This is a genomic window from Amycolatopsis granulosa (assembly GCF_011758745.1).
Taxonomy (GTDB): Bacteria; Actinomycetota; Actinomycetes; order Mycobacteriales; family Pseudonocardiaceae; genus Amycolatopsis_E; species Amycolatopsis_E granulosa.
The window spans coordinates 2,164,886-2,186,401 of the sequence record NZ_JAANOV010000001.1; the positions used below are offsets into that span (position 1 = coordinate 2,164,886).

24 protein-coding genes and 1 tRNA gene are annotated in these 21,516 nt (G+C 72.6%); 10 read left to right on the forward strand and 15 right to left on the reverse strand.

What is annotated here, in order from left to right; translation table 11 throughout:
• Positions 1–68 precede the first annotated feature (68 nt).
• Complete coding sequence (locus tag FHX45_RS10430) at positions 69–563, forward strand: hypothetical protein (RefSeq protein WP_243868981.1); 495 nt, start codon at positions 69–71, stop codon at positions 561–563.
• Positions 564–624: 61 nt separating this feature from the next.
• A complete protein-coding gene (locus FHX45_RS27770; protein WP_208405873.1) occupies positions 625–897 on the forward strand; it encodes a hypothetical protein in 273 nt (90 codons plus the stop codon).
• On the opposite strand, the gene FHX45_RS28730 is transcribed toward FHX45_RS27770, so the two are convergent.
• The gene (locus tag FHX45_RS28730; RefSeq protein WP_208406871.1) at positions 872–1,069 is read right to left on the reverse strand and encodes a DEAD/DEAH box helicase family protein; all 198 of its coding nucleotides are present in this window, start codon (positions 1,067–1,069) and stop codon (positions 872–874) included. The genes FHX45_RS27770 and FHX45_RS28730 overlap by 26 nt on opposite strands.
• A gap of 187 nt (positions 1,070–1,256) precedes the next feature.
• Here FHX45_RS28730 and FHX45_RS10440 point away from each other — a divergent pair, with 187 nt between their 5' ends.
• The gene (locus FHX45_RS10440; RefSeq protein WP_341771421.1) at positions 1,257–1,667 is read left to right on the forward strand and encodes a GNAT family N-acetyltransferase; all 411 of its coding nucleotides are present in this window, start codon (positions 1,257–1,259) and stop codon (positions 1,665–1,667) included.
• A gap of 359 nt (positions 1,668–2,026) precedes the next feature.
• Here the strand turns inward: FHX45_RS10440 and FHX45_RS10445 are convergent.
• The 3 genes from FHX45_RS10445 to FHX45_RS10455 all read right to left on the reverse strand — a co-directional run bounded on the left by FHX45_RS10445 (position 2,027) and on the right by FHX45_RS10455 (position 3,492).
• Positions 2,027–2,099 (reverse strand) — tRNA-Ala (locus FHX45_RS10445).
• 104 nt (positions 2,100–2,203) lie between these two features.
• Positions 2,204–2,980, reverse strand: a complete 777-nt coding sequence (locus FHX45_RS10450) for a thioredoxin domain-containing protein (RefSeq protein WP_167099377.1) — start codon at positions 2,978–2,980, stop codon at positions 2,204–2,206.
• 5 nt (positions 2,981–2,985) lie between these two features.
• The gene (locus FHX45_RS10455) at positions 2,986–3,492 is read right to left on the reverse strand and encodes a MauE/DoxX family redox-associated membrane protein (protein ID WP_167099380.1); all 507 of its coding nucleotides are present in this window, start codon (positions 3,490–3,492) and stop codon (positions 2,986–2,988) included.
• Between the two features lie 109 nt (positions 3,493–3,601).
• On the opposite strand from FHX45_RS10455, the gene hrpB reads away from it, so the two are divergent.
• Together hrpB and FHX45_RS10465 are read left to right on the forward strand one after the other, a co-directional pair.
• Positions 3,602–5,974, forward strand: coding sequence for an ATP-dependent helicase HrpB (gene hrpB / locus FHX45_RS10460; RefSeq protein WP_167099383.1), 2,373 nt, complete (start codon positions 3,602–3,604; stop codon positions 5,972–5,974).
• Between the two features lie 158 nt (positions 5,975–6,132).
• A complete protein-coding gene (locus FHX45_RS10465; RefSeq protein ID WP_167099386.1) occupies positions 6,133–6,489 on the forward strand; it encodes a nuclear transport factor 2 family protein in 357 nt (118 codons plus the stop codon).
• 35 nt (positions 6,490–6,524) lie between these two features.
• Here FHX45_RS10465 and FHX45_RS10470 read toward each other — a convergent pair whose 3' ends face one another.
• Positions 6,525–7,304 (reverse strand): ion transporter, encoded by a 780-nt coding sequence (locus FHX45_RS10470; RefSeq protein ID WP_167099389.1) that lies wholly within the window; start codon positions 7,302–7,304, stop codon positions 6,525–6,527.
• An 89-nt stretch (positions 7,305–7,393) separates the two neighbouring features.
• Here FHX45_RS10470 and FHX45_RS10475 point away from each other — a divergent pair, with 89 nt between their 5' ends.
• Positions 7,394–8,308: an ABC transporter ATP-binding protein gene (locus FHX45_RS10475; RefSeq protein WP_167099392.1), complete on the forward strand. Its 915-nt coding sequence runs from the start codon at positions 7,394–7,396 to the stop codon at positions 8,306–8,308.
• Positions 8,305–9,063 (forward strand): ABC transporter permease, encoded by a 759-nt coding sequence (locus FHX45_RS10480; RefSeq protein ID WP_167099395.1) that lies wholly within the window; start codon positions 8,305–8,307, stop codon positions 9,061–9,063. The genes FHX45_RS10475 and FHX45_RS10480 overlap by 4 nt, the downstream gene beginning before the upstream one ends.
• Before the next feature lie 2 nt (positions 9,064–9,065).
• Here FHX45_RS10480 and FHX45_RS10485 read toward each other — a convergent pair whose 3' ends face one another.
• Genes FHX45_RS10485 through FHX45_RS10495 form a run of 3 tightly spaced genes read right to left on the reverse strand, consistent with a single transcriptional unit; the run spans position 9,066 to position 12,036 of the window.
• A complete protein-coding gene (locus tag FHX45_RS10485; RefSeq protein ID WP_167099398.1) occupies positions 9,066–9,716 on the reverse strand; it encodes a response regulator in 651 nt (216 codons plus the stop codon).
• A 17-nt stretch (positions 9,717–9,733) separates the two neighbouring features.
• Complete coding sequence (locus FHX45_RS10490; protein ID WP_167099401.1) at positions 9,734–11,272, reverse strand: histidine kinase; 1,539 nt, start codon at positions 11,270–11,272, stop codon at positions 9,734–9,736.
• Positions 11,273–11,319: 47 nt separating this feature from the next.
• Positions 11,320–12,036 carry a dienelactone hydrolase family protein gene (locus FHX45_RS10495; RefSeq protein WP_167099404.1) on the reverse strand — a complete coding sequence of 239 codons (717 nt, stop codon included), beginning with the start codon at positions 12,034–12,036 and terminating at the stop codon, positions 11,320–11,322.
• A 27-nt stretch (positions 12,037–12,063) separates the two neighbouring features.
• Between FHX45_RS10495 and FHX45_RS10500 the strand changes: the two genes are divergently transcribed.
• Genes FHX45_RS10500 through FHX45_RS10510 form a run of 3 tightly spaced genes read left to right on the forward strand, consistent with a single transcriptional unit; the run spans position 12,064 to position 13,299 of the window.
• On the forward strand, positions 12,064–12,273 hold the full coding sequence (locus FHX45_RS10500; RefSeq protein ID WP_167099407.1) for a hypothetical protein: 210 nt from the start codon (positions 12,064–12,066) through the stop codon (positions 12,271–12,273).
• Positions 12,270–12,875, forward strand: coding sequence for a hypothetical protein (locus FHX45_RS10505; protein ID WP_167099410.1), 606 nt, complete (start codon positions 12,270–12,272; stop codon positions 12,873–12,875). Before FHX45_RS10500 ends, FHX45_RS10505 begins: the two co-directional genes overlap by 4 nt.
• Positions 12,876–12,933: 58 nt before the next feature.
• Positions 12,934–13,299, forward strand: coding sequence for a VOC family protein (locus FHX45_RS10510; RefSeq protein WP_167099413.1), 366 nt, complete (start codon positions 12,934–12,936; stop codon positions 13,297–13,299).
• Here FHX45_RS10510 and FHX45_RS10515 read toward each other — a convergent pair.
• From FHX45_RS10515 to hutH, 7 genes are all read right to left on the reverse strand, one after another.
• Positions 13,283–13,507 (reverse strand): hypothetical protein, encoded by a 225-nt coding sequence (locus FHX45_RS10515; protein ID WP_167099416.1) that lies wholly within the window; start codon positions 13,505–13,507, stop codon positions 13,283–13,285. The genes FHX45_RS10510 and FHX45_RS10515 overlap by 17 nt on opposite strands.
• A gap of 10 nt (positions 13,508–13,517) precedes the next feature.
• Positions 13,518–14,636 carry an inorganic phosphate transporter gene (locus FHX45_RS10520; protein ID WP_167099419.1) on the reverse strand — a complete coding sequence of 373 codons (1,119 nt, stop codon included), beginning with the start codon at positions 14,634–14,636 and terminating at the stop codon, positions 13,518–13,520.
• Between the two features lie 83 nt (positions 14,637–14,719).
• Complete coding sequence (hutI, locus tag FHX45_RS10525; RefSeq protein ID WP_167099422.1) at positions 14,720–15,865, reverse strand: imidazolonepropionase; 1,146 nt, start codon at positions 15,863–15,865, stop codon at positions 14,720–14,722.
• The gene (locus tag FHX45_RS10530; protein ID WP_167099425.1) at positions 15,853–17,145 is read right to left on the reverse strand and encodes a formimidoylglutamate deiminase; all 1,293 of its coding nucleotides are present in this window, start codon (positions 17,143–17,145) and stop codon (positions 15,853–15,855) included. Before FHX45_RS10530 ends, hutI begins: the two co-directional genes overlap by 13 nt.
• Positions 17,142–18,293 (reverse strand): allantoate amidohydrolase, encoded by a 1,152-nt coding sequence (locus FHX45_RS10535; protein ID WP_167099428.1) that lies wholly within the window; start codon positions 18,291–18,293, stop codon positions 17,142–17,144. Before FHX45_RS10535 ends, FHX45_RS10530 begins: the two co-directional genes overlap by 4 nt.
• Entirely contained in the window at positions 18,290–19,942 is a 1,653-nt protein-coding gene (hutU, locus tag FHX45_RS10540) for a urocanate hydratase (protein ID WP_167099431.1), read from the reverse strand. Before hutU ends, FHX45_RS10535 begins: the two co-directional genes overlap by 4 nt.
• Positions 19,939–21,450, reverse strand: a complete 1,512-nt coding sequence (hutH, locus tag FHX45_RS10545) for a histidine ammonia-lyase (protein WP_167099434.1) — start codon at positions 21,448–21,450, stop codon at positions 19,939–19,941. Before hutH ends, hutU begins: the two co-directional genes overlap by 4 nt.
• Positions 21,451–21,516: the final 66 nt, after the last annotated feature.

Below are 21,516 nucleotides of genomic sequence, written 5' to 3' on the forward strand. Positions count from 1 at the left end.
GGCCAGAGTGGTGATCATGCCCGGCGCACCACCAGACGCCGACGCCGGGCGGGGAGGGGACAACCGCCATGCTCGCCGCCACGGACCGCCTCGACCGCGACCCCGTCCTCAGCCGGATCGGGTCCGAGCCCCGGCCGGGGCGCGGGCGGCCGGGCGCCCGCGCCGACCGCCCCGGTGGACGCCGGCCGAGCGCGCTCGGTGCCGCCTTCGTGGTGGCCGGGCTCGCGATGATCCCGTGGGTGTTCTACCTCTCGGTCACCCTGCCGGCCAGCGCGCGGGACGCGCACTGGTCGCTCACCTGGGTCGGCCTGGACAGCTGCGAGGCGCTGGCGTTGTTCGCCACCGGCCGGTTCCTGCTGCGACGGGACAACCGGTGCGTGCTGACCGCGGTCGGCACCGCGGTGCTGCTGCTCGTGGACGCCTGGTTCGACGTCACCTCGGCGGCGCCCGCCGCGGACCTGGCCACTGCGATCGTCATGGCGGTCTTCGCCGAGATCCCGATCGCGCTGGTCTGCGCCGTGCTCGCCGCGCGCGTCCTGCGCACCCCGTTCCCGCGGGGCTGACCGGCCGCCGCGTATCCGTTCCGTCCGCGCCCTGTCGCGCGTCACCGAGAAGACAAGACCGATGCCGCTCCTCAGCCGTCCCTCGCGCAAGACCGTCCTCGCCGCCACCACCGGAGCCGCCGCCGTCACTGCGGGTGCGTGGTGGTCCAACGACCGCGCACCGTATCCGTATTCACAGCGTCGGCTGTTGGATCTGGAGCTGCCCTTCCTGGGGCTGTCCGATCTGGACGTGGTGCTCCGTCCGAGGACGGGTGAACTGATGCTGGAACTCGGGTGGCGGGTAGTTTCGGAACTCCGCCAGCGTCTGATCACCGAGGTTGTCGCGGTCTATTGAACCCGCCGAACTTCAGCAGCCGGTAGGACCCGGTGACCGCCGTGTAGGTCTTGCCGGCACCGGTGGCCATCTGCACCAGTGAGCGGTCGAACCGCCGCTCGACCAGCGACTTCTCGATCCCGCGGATCGCGGCGACCTGGGCGTTACACGTCGGGCGCTCGTCCAGCCGCAGTCAGCGAAGCCCAGTGTGCAGCGATGCCGGCTGTGTTCCGCACCTCCGCCGAGCACGAGCCGGCGTTCTTCCGCGCACCAACTGAAGCGAGCAGCTCGTGAACTACCGTGAGCGGCACAACGCGTCGTCCGGGAAATGGCCGATCACAATGGGTTGCGCGACGGGGCCGGTCGGCGATGCTGGCCGGGTGAGCGAAGCGATCTCCTACGCCTGGCGGGACCCCATCACCGACGACGAGATGGTCGATCTCGTCCGATCGCACGGCGGCAACGCCGTGGCCGGCTGGTGGAGCCGGATCCAGCAGCACAGCCTGGGCTGGGTGGGCGCCCGTGACGGCGAAGGGCTCCTGGTCGGCTTCGTGAACGTGGCCTGGGACGGTGGCGACCACGCGTTCCTGATCGACACGAAGACCCGCGGCTCGCACCAGCACCGCGGGATCGGAACGGCGGTCGTCCGGCTGGCGGCGGCGCGGGCACGTGCGGCGGGCTGTGAGTGGCTGCACGTCGACTTCGAGCCGGAGCTGCGACGCTTCTACTTCGACGCCTGCGGCTTCCGCACCACTGATGCCGGGCTGATCCACCTGGCCGCAGGGCGCTGACCGGGCGGTACCCACCCGGTAGTAGCGAGTTGAATGCCGTTGCTTCCCTGGCCGGCGGCGCCCGCGGCGGTCGCGGGGGTCGAAGTCGCGGGTGGCCTCGGCGTAGGCGGGCGGGGGCGCACAGCCTTCCTCATCGGGCCTGGAGCGCGCACAACGAAGCCGTTCCTCGACACCCGCCTCATGACGTTGCTCGATCGTTCGGGTCACGTGTGAATACGTTTCCCGTACCTTGTCGGGCAGGACGTGGCCCATGCGCATCGCCTGGGCAATCTCGGGCACGGCGTCGTCAATCATCGTGGCGCGCCAAAAAAGATCGCCTGACCTGCTGAGGTGAGCAGGTCAGGCGATCTGGAAAACTGTGGAGCTAAGGGGACTCGAACCCCTGACCCCCACACTGCCAGTGTGGTGCGCTACCAGCTGCGCCATAGCCCCGGAGCGAAGGTGAACTCCGCATCTCGTCTGCGACTACTGTACATGACCCCACTGTGGCCGTTGCGCGGGGGGTCGGTGTGACGGCCGGCCCCCCGCGGCGCGCGTCAGCCGGCCTGGTTGATCAGGTTCGTCAGCCAGTCGTTCTGGGTCCAGTTGACGACCGTGCCGTTGTGCATGACCGTCGGCGTGCCCTGGAAGGCCGGGTTCTTGGAGACCTCGGTGAGGGCGTCCTGGAGCTGCTGGTTGTACGTGCCGGCGTTCACGCACCCGGCGAACCCGGGCGCGGTGACGCCCAGGTCCTGGCCGAGTTTGATCAGCTGCGCGTTGTCGTAGCCGCGCTTGCCCTCGGCGGGCTGGGAAGCGAACAGGCTGTCGTGGTACGGGGTGAACTTGCCCTGGTCGGCGGCGCACAGGGCGGCGTTGGCGGACGCCAGCGAGTAGCCCGGCGGGTCCGACCGGTTGTTCAGCAGCGGGATCATGTGGTAGGTGACCTGCACGTTCCCCGCCTGGATCTGGTCCTCGATCTGCTTGCCGTACTGCTGCTGCAACTGCGCGCAGTAGGGGCACAGGAAGTCGGCCCAGATGTCGAGCTTCACCTTGGCCTCGGCCTTGCCCGAGACGACCGTGGCACCCTGACGTTCCGCCGGGGTGTCCAGCGCGGCCGACGCCGTCTGCGGCGCGATGGTCGTGCCCTCGGTCGCGTTCTTCGACTTGTTGGTCCAGATCACGCCGCCGATCACCACGGCGGCGAGCACCACCACGGCCACCACCGACACGATCGTCTTCCGGCTGGGGCCACCACCGCGGGCCTGGGTCACCGCCCTGGCCGCCGGGGACTGCTGCTGGCGGCGCTTGCGCGCGGACCGTTCCGCTCCACCCACGTTCTTCAGATCCTCTCTTTCTCCGTCTCGGCCCGCGGCGCCCCGCCGCGCAGCCAGCGATCCAGTGCGATCCGGGTGGCCGGGCGCACGATCAGCCAGCAGGCCAGGACCAGGAAGCCCACGTCACGCGCGATCTCCTCGGGGTACCGGGTGTGGCCCGCCTCGACCTGACCGCCACCGCCGAAGCAGCCGCAGTCGATGGTCAGCCCCCGCGCCCAGGACTGCGCGACCCCGGCGATGAACACCAGGAGCAGCAGGGCCGAGACGACGCTCACCCAGCGGGTGAGCAGCCCGAGCAGCAAGAAGGCGCCCAGGGCCAGCTCCAGCAGCGGCAACCCCGTCGCGACCGGGTGCAGCAACGCGTCGGGCAGCACCTCGTACGCCTTGACCGCCAGGTACGTCTGGCCGGAGTCGCTGATCTTGGCAACCCCGGAGACGAGCCACACGGCGGCCAGACCGAGTCGCACGAGCGTGCCGACGATGTCGAGCACGGAAGGGGACGGGCGGGACACGGGCCCAGGCTAGCGGCCCGCCCTGAGAAACCTGTGAGTTCCGGCCGTGCCCGGCCAATGCCATACGTCCGGGTGACCGGCGCCGCGGTCGTCTACCGTGACTCCCGCCATGAACCTGCCCGACCTCCCCGTGCGCGCCGTCCTCGACGACCTCGCCGGTGCCCTGGCCGCGCACGGCACCGCGGTGCTGGTCGCGCCACCCGGGACCGGCAAGACGACCCTCGTTCCGCTGGACCTGATGTCGCGCACCGCGGGCCGGGTCGTCGTGGCCGAGCCGCGGCGCCTCGCCGCGCGGGCCGCGGCCGCGCGCATGGCGGCGCTGCTCGGGGAACCGGTCGGCGAGACCGTCGGCTACTCCGTGCGGGGCGACCGGAAGGTGTCGCAGCGCACGCGCGTCGAAGTGGTCACCTCGGGCCTGCTGGTCCGCCGCGTGCAGAACGATCCGGAGCTGCCCGGGGTCGCGACCGTGCTGCTCGACGAGTGCCACGAACGGCACCTGGACGCCGATCTGGTGCTCGCGCTCCTGCTCGACGTGCGCGGCGGGCTCCGCGACGACCTGCGCTTGCTGGCCACCTCGGCCACGGTGGCGTCCGGCCGGCTCGCGGACCTGCTCGGCGGTGCTCCCGTAGTGACCGCGCAGGCCCGGACGTTCCCGGTCGACACGATCCACGTCCCGCCCGCCCGCGGCGAACGGACCGAGGCGTGCGTGGCGCGGGCGATCCACCGGGCTCTGGCCGACGGGGGCGGGGACGTCCTCGCCTTCCTGCCGGGTGCCGGCGAGATCGCCCGGGTCGGCGCCATGCTCGACCTCCCGGAGGTGGACGTCCTGCCGTTGCACGGCCGCCTCGCACCCGGCAAGCAGGACGCGGCGCTGCGCCCGGGGCAGCGCCGCCGGGTGGTGCTCGCGACCGCGGTGGCCGAGTCGAGCCTGACCGTCCCCGGCGTCCGGGCGGTCGTCGATTCGGGGCAGGCCCGGGTGCCGCGCGTGGACCACCGCCGCGGGTTGCCGGGCCTGGCGACCGTGCGGGTTTCGGCCGCCGTGGCCGAGCAGCGCGCCGGCCGGGCCGGCCGTGAGGCGCCGGGACGGGTGTACCGCTGCTGGTCCCACCACGAGCACGCGAGCCTGCCGGCCTATCCGGAGCCGGAGATCCGCACTGCCGAGCTGGCGCGGCTCGCGCTGGAGCTGGCGTGCTGGTCGACGCCGGACGGCGCGGGCCTGTCCTGGTGGGACCCGCCGCCGGAGGGACCGCTGGCCGCGGGCCAGGCGCTGCTCCGCACGCTGGGCGGGCTGGACGGCGACACCGTGACCGCCCGTGGGCGGCGCATGGCCGAACTCGGCCTGCACCCTCGCCTCTCGCGCGCGTTGCTCGACGGGGCCGCCGAGGTCGGTGCCCGGCACGCGGCCGAAGTGGTGGCACTGATGGATGCCGGTGGGACGGCGACGGATGTGGAGACCGAGCTGCGCCGCCTCCGCGACGACAGCGACGACCGCGGCGCGCGCTGGCACGCCGAGGTCCGCCGGTTGGCGCGTCTGGTGCCGGGCGGGCCGGACGCGCCCGATCCGGCGCTGGTGGTCGCGCTGGCTCATCCCGAGCGGCTGGCCCGGCGACGGGGACCGGACTCGCCGGTCTACTTGATGGCCGGTGGCACCGCCGCGGAGTTGCCGGCCGGCAGCGGTCTCGGCGACGCGGAGTGGCTGGCCGTGGCCGAAGCCACCCGGGACCCCGGCCGCGCGCACGGCGTCATCCGGCTCGCCGCGCGGGCGGACGAGGAGCTGGCCGTGCGGGCGGCACCGAACCTGGTCTCCGAGCACGACGACGTGTCCTGGGACGGGGACGTGGTCGCCCGGCGGGTGCGGCGGTTGGGCGCGATCGTCCTGCGTGACCGTCCGTTGCGGGACCCGGACCCGGCGCGGGTTCGCGAGGCGCTGCTGACCGGGCTCCGGACCGGAGGGGTGCTCACCTGGACCGCGGAGGCGGACCGGTTGCGCGCGCGGCTGGTCTTCCTGCACGAAGTCCTGGGCACCCCCTGGCCCGCGGTCGACGACGAGGCGCTGTGGTCGAGAGTGGACGAATGGCTGGACCCTGAGCTGTCCCGCTCCCGCCGCCGCGCCGACCTTGCTCGCGTGGACACGGCAGCCGCATTGCGTCGGCTGCTGCCGTGGCCGGAGGCGGGGCGGCTGGACGAGCTGGCACCGGACCGGATCGAGGTCCCCTCGGGCGGCCGGTTCCGGGTCGACTACTCAACCGGGCGCCCGGTGCTCGCGGTGAAGCTACAGCTCGCCTTCGGCTGGCGGGAGACCCCGAAGGTCGCCGACGGTCGTGTCCCGGTTCTGCTGCACCTCCTCTCCCCCGCCGGCCGGCCAGCGGCGGTCACCAGTGACCTGGAATCCTTCTGGGTGAACGGTTATCCCGCGGTGCGGGCCGAACTTCGCGGCCGGTATCCCAAGCACGCGTGGCCCGCGGATCCGCGGGTGCGGTGAGGTCGTCGGCTCTGCACGGCCTGGCGCGTGGCGGCGACCACGCCGCCGATGTAGCAAAGTCTTGCGGTCGTGGTGTCCCCGTGGGCTGTGCCTCGGCCTCCGTCCACCAGGCGGGAATGAGGTTGCCGGCCGCCAAGACAACCGGACATACTCCGGGTATGAACGCCCGAGCCCACGCCGACGCTTGGCTGGACGCGTGGAAGGCGCGCGACCTCGATGCCATCATGGCTTGCTACGCCGATGATGTGGACTTCGCCGCCCCCACGGTGATACGTCGGTGGGGCAGGCCCGATGGTCGGCTGCATGGCAAGTCCGAACTTCGCCGGCATTTCGAACTCGGGTTGGAACTGGCCCCGAGCCTGACCTTCACCGAGGAAGCACTGCTGACCAGCCCGGGCGGCTACGCACTGCTCTACCGGCGCGAGAACGGCAATCGCGCACTCGACGTCGTCGAGCTCGACCAGGATGGCCACGCGGCCCGGGTGCGCGCCTTCTACGAGCATCTCCAGCAGTAACTCCGCCGCTGATCCCTGCCTGGGCGGGCACGTCCTCAGGTGCTGTAGGAGCGCTGGGGACGAGCCGGCAGGTCGTGCTCGAGTTCTTCGTCCTCCTCCTCGTGCAGGCCGAGCACGACCGCCTGCCGGATCTGCTCGCGGTTCTCCCGGACGACGTGCGCGAAGAACGCTTCGGTGCGCGGGTCGGTCAGCACCTCGAGGATGACCCGCATCGTCGTGTCCACAAGGGACTGGAGGACCTCGTCGTGGAACGGCAGGCGGGACAGCCGCCCCGCCTGCGGGTCCGTCTTGATCTTTTCCGTGATGATCGCTCGCAACGTCTCGCGGTTTTCGCCCAGCGAACGAGCTAGGTTCTCCGGGTAGTTGCCCGTCTCGATGACCTTGACCACCTCGTCGAGCACCGCGACGGTGATCGGTTTCTTGATCGCCAGCACGATGGGCCGGGACATCCGCTCGACCAGCCGCTGGGTGAACAGTTCGCCGAACGCCCGGTCCGCGGTGCGCGCCAGCCGCACGATCACCATGACGATCCGCAACAGCCGGAAGCTGCGCAGAGCGGGGTGTGCGATCGGGATCATGCCGAGGATCTCGTACCAGTTGCGCAGCGGAAACCGCTTGTCCCAGCCAACGCGCGACCACCGCCACAGGAACTCCGCCAGGAACACCCCACAGATCGAGGTGTCGATGACGAAGATGTGGTGCGCCGTTTCGGGTGTGTGCGGGAAGAACGTCACGTAGACGACCAGGCCGACGGAAACGACGGCCAGCGTCAGCATGGTCACATCGAGGGCGCTCACCCTGCGCCGAGCAATCATGCGCCGCATTCTGCCCTGCCGAAGGTGCAGGAAGGTGGATGCCCTTCGGCCGATGCGCCCGGGCGCGCCCGGTTCCTAGGGTCGGCAGCATGATCACGGTACGAGCGCTGACGAAGCGCTTCGGCGAGAAGATCGCCGTGGACCAGCTCACCTTCACCGTGCCACCGGGCACGGTGACCGGCTTCCTCGGTCCGAACGGCGCCGGCAAGTCGACCACCATGCGGATGCTGCTCGGGCTCGACCGTCCCACGTCGGGCACGGCGCTCGTCGACGGCAAGCGGTACGCCGAGCTGCGGTGGCCGCTGCGCACCGTGGGCGCGCTGCTGGACGCCAAGGCGGTGCACCCGGGACGTTCGGCGGGCAAGCACCTGCTGGCGATGGCCCGCAGCAACGACATCCCGGACCGCCGCGTCGAGGAGGTGCTGGCGACGGTCGGCCTGTCCGACGTGGCGGGCAAGCGGGCCGGGCAGTTCTCGCTGGGCATGGGACAGCGGCTCGGTATCGCCGGTGCCCTGCTCGGCGACCCTGCCGTGCTCCTGTTCGACGAACCGGTGAACGGGCTCGATCCGGACGGCGTGCGATGGGTGCGGCAGCTGATCCGGTCGCTGGCCGCGGAGGGCCGGACCATCCTGGTCTCCAGCCACCTGATGAGTGAGATGCAGCTGACCGCGGACCACCTCCTCGTGATCGGGAAGGGCCGCCTGCTGGCGGACGCGCCGCTGACCGAGCTGCTCGCAAGCGGAGCGGTGGTGCGGGTGCGCTGCGCGGATCGCGGCGACTGCGCGCGGCTGGCGGCCCACCTGCCCGGCGCCCGCGTCGAGGGCGATTCGGTGCTGGTGGTCGACGCACCGGTCGAGTCCATCGGCGACCTGGCGTTCGAGCTGGGCATCCGGCTGCACGGCTTGAGCGAGGAACAGGCCTCGCTGGAACAGGCGTATATGGAGCTGACCGCGGACGCGGTCGAGTACGGCGCGGGCTCCGCGCGGAATGCTGGTGTGCGATGACGACCACGGCGGCGATCCGGTCCGAGTGGACGAAGTTCTGGTCGGTCCGGTCCACGTTCTGGGGACTGGCCGGCGCCATCGTGCTGATGCTGGTGTTCGTCCTGCCGTCGGCGATGTCGCTCGCCGCCAACCGCAGCCGGGCGGGTTCGGCACCCGACCTGGTGGCCGGCGGCACCTTCTACCTGGCGGAATTCGCGGTGATCGCGCTGGCGAGCCTGTTCGTGGCCGGGGAGTACGCGACCGGCAGCATCCGTTCCACGTTGCAGTGGGTGCCCGTCCGCGCCCGCGTGCTGACCGCCAAGGCCGCGGTGCTGGCACCGGTGTTGTTCGTGCTGGGAGTGGTGGCCGCGGCAGGGGCGATCGCGGTGGCGACGCCGTTGATGGACGGCTTCGGCCGCGCGGCGTCCGCCGGCGAAATCATCCAGGCGTGTGTCGCGAACGGCACCTACTTCGCCCTCACCGGACTGCTGAGCCTCGGGATCGGCACGGCGTTGCGCAGTGTCGCCGGGAGCGCCACGGTGTCGTTCCTGGTCATGGTGATGAGCGCGATGGTGGCCGGTTCGCTCGGACTGGGCGTCGCGGATTACATGCCGGGCATCGCGGGGGTCACCGCCTTCGTGCCGTCGGGACAGCCCAACCCCGTCTCCGGCGCCATGGCGCCGTATCCGTCGTGGGCCGGGCTGGTGATCCTCGCCGTGTGGACGGCGGCCGCGCTGGCGGTGGGGCACGAGGTGCTGCGCCGCCGGGATGCGTGACCTCATGTCACCAGCCCGGCCTCGTGGGCGATGATCGCGGCCTGGACCCGGTTGCGGACGTCGAGCCGACCGAAGATCGTGCTGACGTAGGCCTTGACGGTCCCTTCCACCACGAACAGCCGCTCGGCGATGTCCGCATTCGACAGTCCGGCGCCGACGAGGGTGAGCACCTCGCGTTCGCGGTCGGTGAGGACGGTGATGCGCTCCCGCGCCGCAGCGGCCCGGGAGACCCGGTCACCGGACAACTGGGCGATCACCCGTTGCGCAACTCGCGGGGACAGGAACGCCGCCCCGTCGGCGACCGCGCGCACTCCGGCAAGCAGCTCGCGGGGGTCGCCGGACTTCAGCAGGAACCCGCTGGCGCCACCGGCGAGCGCGCGCTCGATGTAGGCGTCCTCACCGAAGGTGGTCAGCATGACGACACCGGTGCCGGGCACCAGCGTGCGGATCTCCTCGGCCGCGGCGAGGCCGTCGAGGCGAGGCATGCGGATGTCGAGTAGCGCGACGTCCGGACGGGTGCGCCGGGCCTGCTCGACCGCCTCGCGGCCGTCTCCCGCCTCGGCGACGACCTCGATGCCGTCGTCGGCGGACAGGATCGCCGCCACGCCGGCCCGGATCATGGCCTCGTCGTCGGCCAGCAGTACACGGATCACTTCGGTTTCCTCCCGGATCACGTGCCCTCGCGCACGTCGGTCAGCAGTTCCTTGCTCGCGAGCCGCTCGCCGTCGAAGCAGAGGCGGTAGGCGTCCAGCCGGAGCTCGACGATGCTGCGCCCGGTGCCGTAGTACTCGCACCTCAGCCCGGGCGGCTCGGGCGCCACGACGTGCGGCCCGCGTTGCCGGTGCGGCAAGACGGCGGCGACCTCGGCGCGGCTCTGGCCGGGCCGCAGCTGCTCGTAGCCGGCGGGGTCCAGCACGGACGTCTGCCACTGGTACTGGTAGGTGGCCCCCACGACCCCGAGCAGACCGGCCAGGATCGACGGCGGCACGACAAAGGCGGCGACCAGCCTGCGCCGCACTGTCCGCCGCACCTGACCGAGCTGCCGCGCCGACTCGGACTGCACCGGCTCGGCGGGCGCGGGTGCCGAGGCGTGCGGCAGCCGCGCCACCACTTCGAAGCCACCGTCGCGGGGGCCGGCACTGAGTGTGCCGCCGAGTAGCCGCACCCGCTCCCCCAGGCCCACCAGGCCCCGCCGTCCGGAAACGGTGCTGGGCAGCGGCCCGGCCGGCGGCGGACTGTTGCACACCCGGACGACCGTCTCCGCCGGTGCTCGCGACACGGACACGATCACGCCCGCGCCCGGGGCGTGTTTGGTGACATTGGTGAGGGCTTCCTGGACCACGCGATAGGCCGCGCGTTCGACCATCGGCGGAGCCGATCGGCCGCCGGCTTCGTCGTCCGCTCCGGACACCTCGTCCTCACGCAGGACGATGTCCATCCCGGATTCCCGCGCCCGCTCCACCAGTGACGCGACACCGTCGTCCACGGGCTCGACCGGCGCGGCGTCCTCACGGAGCACCCCGATGATCTCGCGCAGCCGTTCCGTGGCCGCGCCCGCGCTTTCCCGCAGCGCCTTGGCTTCCGCGCTACCGGACATCTCCAGCGCGGCGGCCCGCAGGGCCATCAGGCTCAGCTCGTGGCCCAGGGAATCGTGCATGTCGCTGGCGATCCGGGCCCGCTCACGAAGCCGGGCCTCCTCCGCGACGATCCGCTGCCGCAGCTCCAGCTCCTCCGCGCGCTGCCACCCGGACCGCACCAGTTCGTCCCTCGTGCGCATGTACCGCCCGAGCTGCCACGGCAGCACGGCGAACAACAGGACCCCGAACATCGGGCCCCAGTCGCCCAACTCGGCCCGGCCGGCCGCCAGCGACAACGGAATGCTGATGACGCTGACCGCGAAGAACGTCGCCAGCGCGGGCCGCGCCGACTCCATCCGGCGCCCGGCCAGGTACCCGAACGGCACCATCAGCAGCACCGGCCATGCCGGGACGCGGCCGGCGAAGTTGAACAGCATCGCGGCGCTGGAGGCCACCGCGACGGTCAGCGACAGCCAGGGGCCGCGCCGGGCGGCGGCGATCGCGAGGACGATCGCGACCAGCCCGGCGACCAGCTCCCACGGCTCGGCGTTGTGCCGGCTCTCGTAGAGCAGCACGGCGGCGGCCGGCACCCCGGCCAGCACCTCGGCTGCGCGACCCCAGAATCTCCCCACGTCCGGGACGCTACCGACCGAAGTGGAGCCGCGGTATCTGTCGAAAGTCAGATTTTCGTGGTCACCCGGATGAAATCCAGCACCTGCGGCCAGGACAACGCGAACGCCCCGGCGTTGACCGGCTCACCGTGCCGCGCCCGGCTGGCGAAGCCGTGCTCGGCGCCCGGGTAGACGTGGATCAGGCTCGCTCCGGTGACCCGCCCCTGCAACGCGGCCTGCAGCTCGTCGAACCGCGAGCGCGGCACGAGCTCGTCCGCCGTCGGGTACAGCATCATCACCGGCGCCTTGATCAGACCGGCGTGCGCGACCGCGTCCACCGTGTGGTTGAGCGGCGTCTCGCCGGGGACCGTCGGGTGGTAGGCGACCACGTTGGCCACCCGGTGGTCCCGGCCACCGAGGATCAGCGCGAACCGGCCGCCGAGGCACCACCCGATCACACCGGCGGAAGCGCAGCCGAGCTCGCCGAGCAGGTGGTCCAGCAGCTGCGCCTGCTCGTCCGCCGCCACCGCGTCGTCGAGCTCGGCCATCTTCGCCAGCAGGTCCGGCATCGACGTGTCGTCGCTGCTCGGGCCGTGGAACGGATCCCACACCAGCGCGGTGACGCCGGTGGCCGCGAGCTCGTGCGCCCAGTCCCGGACCTGCTCACCGATGCCGGTCACCATCGGCAGCAGGAGCATCCCCGACCGGCTGCCCCCGGCGGGCCGCGCGAGGTAGGCGCCGAGGCCGTTGACGACGAGTCGTGACCTTTCGATGTCCTGTTTCATGCCGTGACATTAGGCATGATGATCGCCATGGCCGAACGCACCCTGACCGAACAGCTCGGCGCCGAACCGCCCCCGGGCGTCGCCGCGCTGGACCCGGCGCACCAGCGGGACCTGGCGGACGCGCTGCGCAGCGCCCGGCGGCGGCAGGCGGCGGCGCTGGCCGAGGCGGGCAACGACGCGCTGAGGTTCGTGCCCGCCCTGCTCCGGCCCGCCGTGCGGAAGGCGGTCGGCCTGTGACTCCTCAGGAAGCGGAGATCCGCAAGCTCGCGCGGGTGCTCGGCGTCGGCGCCGAACGGCTCGGCTACCTCGCCGAGGTGCCCGTGGCGGACCTGCGCGAGCTGCGGGAACGTGCCACGACCGTGTTGTTCGACGCGCACCTGGGAGTGCTGGAGCGGATGGCCGGTGCGAGCAAGCTGCTGCCCACGCCGGTGCTGGCGAAGATGGCGGAGCGGGTGTTCGGGCCGCTGCTCGCGGCACGTATCGCCGGCCTGGTCGAAGCGTCCCGCGGGGCGGAGATCGCCGGGCGCCTGTCGCCGTCGTTCCTGGCGGACGTGGCCGCCGAGCTGGACCCGCGGCGGGCGCGGGGCATCATCGCGAAGTTGCCGGCCGGAGTGGTCGTGGCAGTGGCGCGCGAGCTGACCCGGCGGCAGGACTGGATCACCATCGCGTCGTTCGTGGACCACCTCCCCGACGCGACGATCGCGGCGAGCCTGCGGTTCATCCCCGACGCGGCGCTGCCCGAGGTCGCCGCCATGCTGGACGACCCGTCGAAGATCGCGAAGGTGCGGGAGCTCCTGCCGCCGGAACGGGTCGCGGCGCTGCCGGAACACCTCCGCTGAGCCGCCCGGTTCCCATTTCGCCAAGCCGGCACGGGCGGGCGCGCGGCACGATGGACGGGTGATCAACCGCATCATCGCCTACGCGGGCGCGACCGAACCGGCCGCGGCCAGGGATTTCTACGTCCGCATCCTCGGGCTCGAAGTCGCCATGACCGACCCGGTGCTGACCCTGCGTTCCCCGGACAACCCGGCCGCGCAGGTCATCGTCCTGCCGGACGGGGACACTCCCGCGCCGACGTTCGGCGTCGACGTCGGCGACCCCGCGGCCGTCGACGCCATCCACGACGAGGCGCGGCGCGCCGGGTGGCGGATCGTCTACCCCCTCACCGACGAGCCATGGGGTGTACGGCGCTTCTTCGTCGAGGACCCGGGCGGCACGGTGGTCAACGTGCTGGCCCACCTGCCGGTCAGGCCGCCACGATGAGGTAGATCCCGTACAGTACGACGGCCGCGCACGCGGCGAAGCACACGCCCGCCGTCAGCGTGCCCGCGGCACCGGTTCCGCCGCTCTCCCGGTCGTCGGTGCGGGCGGCGACCCCCCGCACGCCCGCCGCGAACAACCCGGTGACCACGGCCACCGCCGCCAGGGCGGTCACGAATACGCTGCCCAGCGCAGCCCAGTCGATGTGCACGAGCGCCTCCTCAGACCGCCACGGGAACCGGCTGCTCGGACGCCATCGACTCCGGCGTCACCGGGTTGCGCCGCGACCACAGCCAGATGCCGCCCGCCGCGGCCACCAGCACGAGGCCGACCACGACGGTGCCCACGGTGCCCATCGTCGCGACCTCGGCGGACACCGCGCCGACGGCGGCCGCGGCCGGCAGCGTCAGCAGCCAGGCCAGCGCCATCCGGCCGGCGACGCTCCAGCGCACCTCGGCCAGCCGGCGCCCGACACCCGAGCCGATGATGCCCCCGGAGCAGACGTGCGTGGTGGACAGCGCGAACCCGAGGTGCGAGGAGGCCAGGATCGTGGCGGCCGCGCTGGTCTCCGCGGCGAACCCCTGCGGCGTCTGCACGTCGGTGATCTTGCGGCCCATCGTGTGGATGATCCGCCAGCCACCCACGTAGGTGCCGAGCGCGATCGCGAGCCCGGCGCTGAGCACCACCCACAGCGGCGGACCCGACCCGGCGGCCAGCGCACCCGAGGAGATCAGCGTCAGGGTGATGACACCCATGGTCTTCTGCGCGTCGTTCGTGCCGTGGGCGAGCGAGACCAGCGACGCCGACAGCACCTGCGCGCGCTTGAACGACCTGCTCACCACGTCCTGCCGCACCTTCGCGGTGATCCGGTAGACGAGGTAGGTGCCGACGACCGCGATCAGACCCGCCACCAGCGGCGAGGCCACGGCCGGGATCAGGACCTTCTGCACGACCTTGGCGAAGTGCACCGCGTCGGCGCCCGAAGCGACCCAGACCGCGCCGATCAGCCCGCCGAACAACGCGTGGGAGGAGCTGGAGGGCAGCCCGACCAGCCAGGTCACCAGGTTCCACAGGATCGCGCCGACCAGTCCGGCGAAGACGACCACGGGGGTGACCTTGGTGTCGTCGACGATGCCGCCCGAGATGGTCTTGGCGACCTCGACCGACAGGAACGCGCCGACGAGGTTGAGCACCGCGGAGATGGTGACCGCGACCTTGGGTCTCAAGGCGCCGGTCGCGATGGAGGTCGCCATGGCGTTGGCGGTGTCGTGGAAACCGTTGGTGAAGTCGAACGCCAGTGCGGCGACGATGACCACGAGGACGATCAGCGAGAGGTCCACACCCTCCACGGTACCGTTCGGGTGACGGCCCTCCGCCGGTGGTCGATGAACTTCCGGTGAACTGGCCGCCGGAGTGATTTGCCTTACGCCACAGCGGAACCCTTCCGCCAGACGCGCCAGGTGAGCGGCACCCCGGGGCGGTAGGCGAGGTGCGTGCGGGAGGGCGCGTCGAGCACGTGCAGGTCGGCCCGGGCGCCCGGCCGGAGCACGCCGACGTCGGTCCGGCGCAGCGCACGCGCCCCGCCGAGGGTGGCGGCGCGCACGGCCTCGTCGACGGACAGGCCCATCTGCAGCACGGCCGTCGCCACACAGAAGGCCATCGACGTGGTGTACGAGCTGCCCGGGTTGGCGTTCGTGGCGAGCGCCACGGTCGCTCCGGCGTCGAGCAGCCGCCGGGCCGGTGCGAGCGGCTGGCGGGTGGACAGGTCGCACGCGGGCAGCAGGGTCGCCACCGTCTCCGACGACGCGAGCGCCGCCACGTCCTGATCGGACAAGTGGGAGCAGTGGTCCACACTGGCGGCGCCGAGCCGGACCGCGAGCCGCACCCCCGGCCCCGCGCCGAGCTGGTTCCCGTGCACCCGCAGGCCGAGCCCGTGCCGCGCGGCGGCACGCAGGACCCGTTCCGACTGGGCCTCGTCGAACGCCCCGGTCTCGCAGAACACGTCGGCCCACCGCACCGATCCGGCCACCGCGTCGAGCATCTCACCGCACACGAGATCCACATAGGATTCCGCGTCCGAACCGGGCGGCACGAGGTGGGCGCCGAGGAAGGTCACCTCGTCGGCGACCGCGGCGGCGATCCGGGCGGACCGGGCCTCGTCGTCGACCGTCAGGCCGTATCCGGTCTTGGTCTCCAGGCAGGTGGTGCCCTGCCGCGCCGCCTCGGCCACGTGGCGGCGCAGGTTCGCGGTCAGCTCGGCGTCGGTGGCCTTCCGCGTCGCCGCCGTGGTGACCGCGATGCCGCCCGCCGCGTACGGCTGCCCGGCCATCCGCGCCTCGAACTCGGCGGTCCGGTCGCCGGCGAAGACCAGGTGCGTGTGGCTGTCGACCCACCCGGGCAGCGCGGCGCGGCCCTCGACGTCCACCCGTTCGTCCGCGTCCGGTGCCGCCGCGGCCGGGCCCACCCAGGCGACCGCGGGGCCGTCGAACACGATCGCGCCGTGGTGGAGCGTGCCCAGTTCGTCGTCGTTCGTGGTGAGCTCGCCGATACCGGTGATCAGGACCGCCACAACGCCTCCACCTCGTCCGCCAGCACCGCCGAGGGCCGGTCGACGAGCCGGTGCACCCGGTCGCGCACGACCCAGCGGCCGCCCACCAGGACATCGGTCACGTCCGCGGCCGAGGCGGCGAACGGCACGCCCGCGGGCTCGGTCCCCGCGGTGCGCACCGAGTCCAGCGCCACCACGACCAGATCGGCCGGCGCCCCGGCGGCCACCCGGCCCGCGTCCCACCCGATCGCTGCGTGCCGCGTCGCCGCGTCGACCAGCTCCGCGACGCCGAACCGCCCGCGCTCCCCGGCGGCGAGCCGTTCGTGCAGCTCGAGCGACCGCAGTTCGTCGAACGGGTCGATCACGGCCTGGCTGTCGCTGCCCAGGCACAGTGGCACGCCCGCATCCGCCAGTGCCCGCGCCGCACCGATCCCGTCGCCGAGGTCGCGTTCGGTGGTCGGGCAGAAGCACACGCCGGTCCCCGACCGGGACAGCAGGCCGACGTCGGAGTCCGTCAGGTGCGTCGCGTGCACGGCGACGGTGGCCGGCCCGAGGACGCCCGCGCGGTCCAGCAGCTCCGCGGGGGTGCACCCGTGGTGCGCGCGGCAGTCGTCGTTCTCGGCCCGCTGCTCGGACAGGTGGACGTGCAGCGGGCCGAATCCGGTGCGGGCGAAGGACGGCAACTGGTCCGCGGGCACGGCGCGGACGGAGTGCACGGCCGCGCCCACCCGCGCCGCACCGGGCTTGATCGCGCCCACGCGCGCTGCCCAGCCGTCCACGTCCCCGTCACCGAAGCGGAGCTGCACACCGGCCAGCTCGCGCCCGAACCCGCCGGTCAGGTAGCAGGTGTCGAGCAGGGTGAGCCGGATGCCGGCGTCCTCGGCGGCCTGGATCAGCGCGTGACCCATCGCGTTCGGGTCGGCGTAGCGCCGCCCGCCGGGCGCGTGGTGCAGGTAGTGGAACTCCCCGACCGCCGTGTACCCGGCGAGCACCATCTCGGCGAAGACGCCACGGGCGAGCCGGTGGTAGGAGTCCGGGTCGAGCCGTCCGGCCAGCGCGTACATCCGCTCGCGCCAGGTCCAGAACGTGCCGCGGTCGTGGTGCGTGCGGCCGCGCAGCGCGCGGTGGAAGGCGTGCGAGTGCCCGTTGGCGAAACCGGGCATCACCAGGCCGGCGAGCACCGTCCCCGACCGCGGCGCATCCGGGGTGACCGTGGTGAGCCGGCCGCCGGCGATCTCGATCCGGACCCCGGACGCGACGCCGTCCGGCAGCCACGCGTACTCGGCCCACAAGATCGTCATGTCGACAAGTCCTCCAGGACCCGGGTGAGCGCGACCGCACCCGCTTCCACGTCGGCGTCCTCGGCGAACTCCTCCGGCGCGTGGCTGATGCCGGTCGGGTTGCGCACGTACAGCATCGCGGTGGCCGTGTGCGCGGCGAGGACCGCGGCGTCGTGCCCGGCGCCGGTCGGCAGTTCGGGCGCGTCCAGCAGACCGGTGAGCCGGTCGCGCAGCGCGGGGTCGAAGGTGACGGTGCCGCCGTAGGACTCCTCGGCGACGGTGACCGTGCAGCCTTCGGCCGCCGCGGCCGCCCGGGCCGCTTCGGTCAGCTCCGCCACGATCTCACGGCCGTGTCCGCGGGCGTCCACCCACAGGTCCACAGTGGAGGGGATGACGTTCGTCCCGCCCGGGCGCGCCACGAGCCGCCCCACGGTCGCACGTCCATCCACTGTGGATGCGATACGGCGGGCGGCGAGCACCACTTCGGCCGCGGGCAGCATCGGATCGCGCCGGTCGGCCAGAATTGTCGTACCCGCGTGGTTGCCTTGACCGGTGAACGAAAACCGCCACCGCCCGTGCTCCAGCACCGTGCTCCCGACGCCCACCGGCACGTCCAGCGCCCGCCCCTGCTCGACGTGCAGCTCGACGAACGTTCCGATGCGGCCGAGAGCCTCGTCGTCGCGGCCGAACCGCGCCGGATCCACCCCGGCGCGCGCCGCGGCCTCGGCGAGCGTCACGCCGTCCGGATCGCGCAGCGCCCGCGCGCGGTCCGGATCGAGCGCGCCGGTCAGCAGCCGCGACCCCAGGCACGGCACGCCGAACCGGCCACCCTCCTCCTCGGCGAACAATACGACGGCGAAGGGCCGCGCCGGGCGCGCCGGCAGCCGCGACACCGCCTCCAGCGCACTGGTCACGCCGAGCGGGCCGTCGAACGCGCCCCCGCCGGGCACCGAATCGAGGTGGCTGCCGGTGACCAGCGCATCCGGTCCCGGCTCGCCCCACCACGCCCAGAGGTTGCCGTTGCGGTCGGTCTCGACATCCAGACCGCGGCGCCCGGCCTGCTCCCGGAACCACTCCCGCAGATCGCTGTCCGCGCGGTCGAACGCGTGCCGGGCGTACCCACCACCGGGAGCGCGGCCCACATCGGCGAGGTCGTCGAGCAGGCTCACGCCTCCTCCCGCATCGGCACGCGCACCCCGCGCTCCGCCGCCACCTCGGCGGCGCGCTCGTATCCGGCGTCCACATGCCGGATCACGCCCATACCCGGGTCGTTGGTCAGCACCCGCTCGATCTTCCGCGCCGCGAGCGGCGTGCCGTCCGCCACGCACACCTGACCGGCGTGGATGGAGCGTCCGATACCGACACCGCCGCCGTGGTGCAGCGACACCCAGCTGGCACCGGACGCGGTGTTGACCAGGGCGTTCAACAGTGGCCAGTCGGCGATGGCGTCCGAGCCGTCGGCCATCGCCTCGGTCTCCCGGTAGGGCGATGCCACGCTGCCCGCGTCCAGGTGGTCACGGCCGATCACGACCGGTGCGCTCAGCTCGCCGCTCGCGACCATCTCGTTGAACCGCAGGCCGGCCAGGTGCCGTTCGCCGTAACCCAGCCAGCAGATGCGCGCCGGGAGGCCCTGGTACGCCACGCGCTCGCCGGCCATCCGGATCCAGCGGGCGAGGGAGTGGTCGTCCCCGAACAGGTCGAGGATGGCGCGGTCGGTCGCGGCGATGTCCGCCGGGTCACCGGAGAGGGCGGCCCAGCGGAACGGGCCCTTGCCCTCGCAGAACAACGGCCGGATGTAGGCGGGCACGAAACCGGGGTAGTCGAACGCCCGCGCACAACCACCGAGCTTCGCCTCACCACGTAAGGAGTTGCCGTAGTCGAACACTTCCGCACCGGCGTCCAGGAACCCGACCATGGCGCCGGCGTGCTCGGCCATCGACTCGCGCGAGCGGTCGGTGAACTCGTCCGGTTTCGCGGTGGCGTAGTCGTGCCAGTCGGCGACATCCACACCGATCGGCAGATAGGCGAGCGGGTCGTGCGCCGAGGTCTGGTCGGTGACGACGTCCGCCTCGAGCCCGCGCCGCAACAGGTCCGGCAGCAGTTCGGCGGCGTTGCCGATCACGCCGACGGACACCGCCTCACCGGCCCGCTTGGCAGCGGTCACCCTGCGCACGGCGGAGTCCACATCGGACGCCAGCTCGTCGAGGTACCGGGTGTCCAGGCGACGACGGGCCCGCCCCGGATCGCATTCCACGACGAGCGCGGTACCGCCGTTCATGGTGATCGCGAGGGGTTGCGCACCACCCATGCCGCCCAGCCCGGCGGTCACCGTCAGCGTCCCCTTGAGCGTGCCGCCGAACCGTTTCGCCGCCACGGCGGCGAACGTCTCGTAGGTGCCCTGCAGGATGCCCTGGGTGCCGATGTAGATCCACGAGCCTGCGGTCATCTGCCCGTACATCGTCAAGCCGAGCTGCTCCAGCCGGCGGAACTCGGGCCAGGTCGCCCAGTCGCCGACGAGGTTGGAGTTCGCGATCAGCACGCGGGGCGCCCACTCGTGCGTGCGGAACACGCCCACCGGTTTTCCGGACTGCACCAGCAGGGTTTCGTCCTCCGCCAGCTCGGTGAGGCAGCGGGTGATGGCGTCGAAGCTGGCCCAGTCGCGGGCGGCCTTGCCGGTGCCGCCGTAGACGACCAGGTCCTGCGGGCGCTCGGCGACCTCGGGGTCGAGGTTGTTGTGCAGCATCCGCAGCGCGGCTTCGGTCTGCCAGTTCCTCGCCGTCAGCGTGGTTCCGCGGGCGGCCCGGACGGTGCGGCTCATGCTTCCTCCAGTGCGGTCAGGACGGCTCCCGAGCGGACGAGTTCTTCGGCGGCGGCGATCTCCGGCCCGAGGTGGCGGTCCGGCCCCGGCCCGGCGACGCGTTCCCGGAGCAGGTCGCGAACGGCGGCGGTGACCGGTGCGGGCCGCAGCGGAGCCCGGAAGTCCAGCGCGCGTGCGGCGGTGAGCAGCTCGATGGCCAGCACCGAGGTGAGCCCGTCGACGGCGCGGCGCAGCTTGCGGGCCGCGGACCAGCCCATCGACACGTGGTCCTCCTGCATGGCGCTGCTCGGGATGGAGTCGACCGACGCCGGCACGGCCAGCCGTTTCAGCTCGCTGACGATCGCGGCCTGCGTGTACTGGGCGATCATGTGCCCGGAGTCGACACCGGGGTCGTCGGCGAGGAACGCGGGCAGACCGTGCGAGCGGGACACGTCGAGCATGCGGTCCGTGCGGCGCTCGGCGATGCTCGCGACGTCGGCGAGCGGGATCGCCAGGAAGTCCAGCACGTAGGCGATCGGCGCACCGTGGAAGTTGCCGTTCGATTCGACCCGGCCGTCGGCGAGGACGACGGGGTTGTCGATCGCGGCGGCGAGTTCCCGGTCGGCGACCAGTTCGGCGTGCGCGACGGTGTCCCGCGCCGCGCCGTGCACCTGCGGCGCGCACCGCAGCGAGTAGGCGTCCTGTACGCGGGTGCAGTCCGGACCGCGGTGACTCGCGACGATCTCGGAGTCCGCGAGGGCGGCGAACATCCGGCGCGCGGACACGGCCTGCCCGGGGTGCGGGCGCAGGGCCTGCAGGTCCGCGGCGAACGCCCGGTCGGTACCGAGCAGCGCCTCCACGCTCATCGCCGCGGTCAGGTCGGCGGTGTCGAGCAGGCGGCGCAGGTCGTCGAGGGCGAGGACGAGCATGCCGAGCATCCCGTCGGTGCCGTTGGTGAGCGCCAGGCCCTCCTTCTCGGCGAGCGTCACCGGCTCGATCCCGGCCTCGGCGAGGGCGTCGGCCGCCGGGCGGCCGTCGAGCACCTCACCCTCACCCATCAGCGCGAGGGCCACGGCCGCGAGCGGCGCGAGGTCGCCGGAGCAACCGAGCGAGCCGTACTCGTGGACAACCGGGACGATGCCGGCGTTGAGCATGGCGGCCAGCGCTTCCGCGGTCTCCGGGCGGACACCGGTGTGGCCGGACGCGAGGGTGCGCAGCCGCAACAGCATCAGTGCGCGGACCACCTCCGGCTCGACCGCGGGACCGGTGCCGGCCGCGTGGGAGCGGATCAGCGAGCGCTGCAGGGCGGTGCGCCGCTCGGCGGGGATGTGCCGGATCGCGAGTGCACCGAATCCGGTGGAGATGCCGTAGGTCGGCTGGTCGGCGCCGGCGAGCGCGTCGATGTGGCGGCGGGTCTCGCCGAGCGTTTTGCGGACCTCGTCGGTCAGCTCCACCCGGGCACCGCCGCGTGCCACCGCGACGACCTGCTGCCGGTCGAGGGGCCCGGAGTCCAACCGCACTGTGCTCATCGGCCCATTGCACCTCCAACCGAGGGCGGGTGGAGTACGCCACCGGGTGGTTGTGTCTGGTATCCC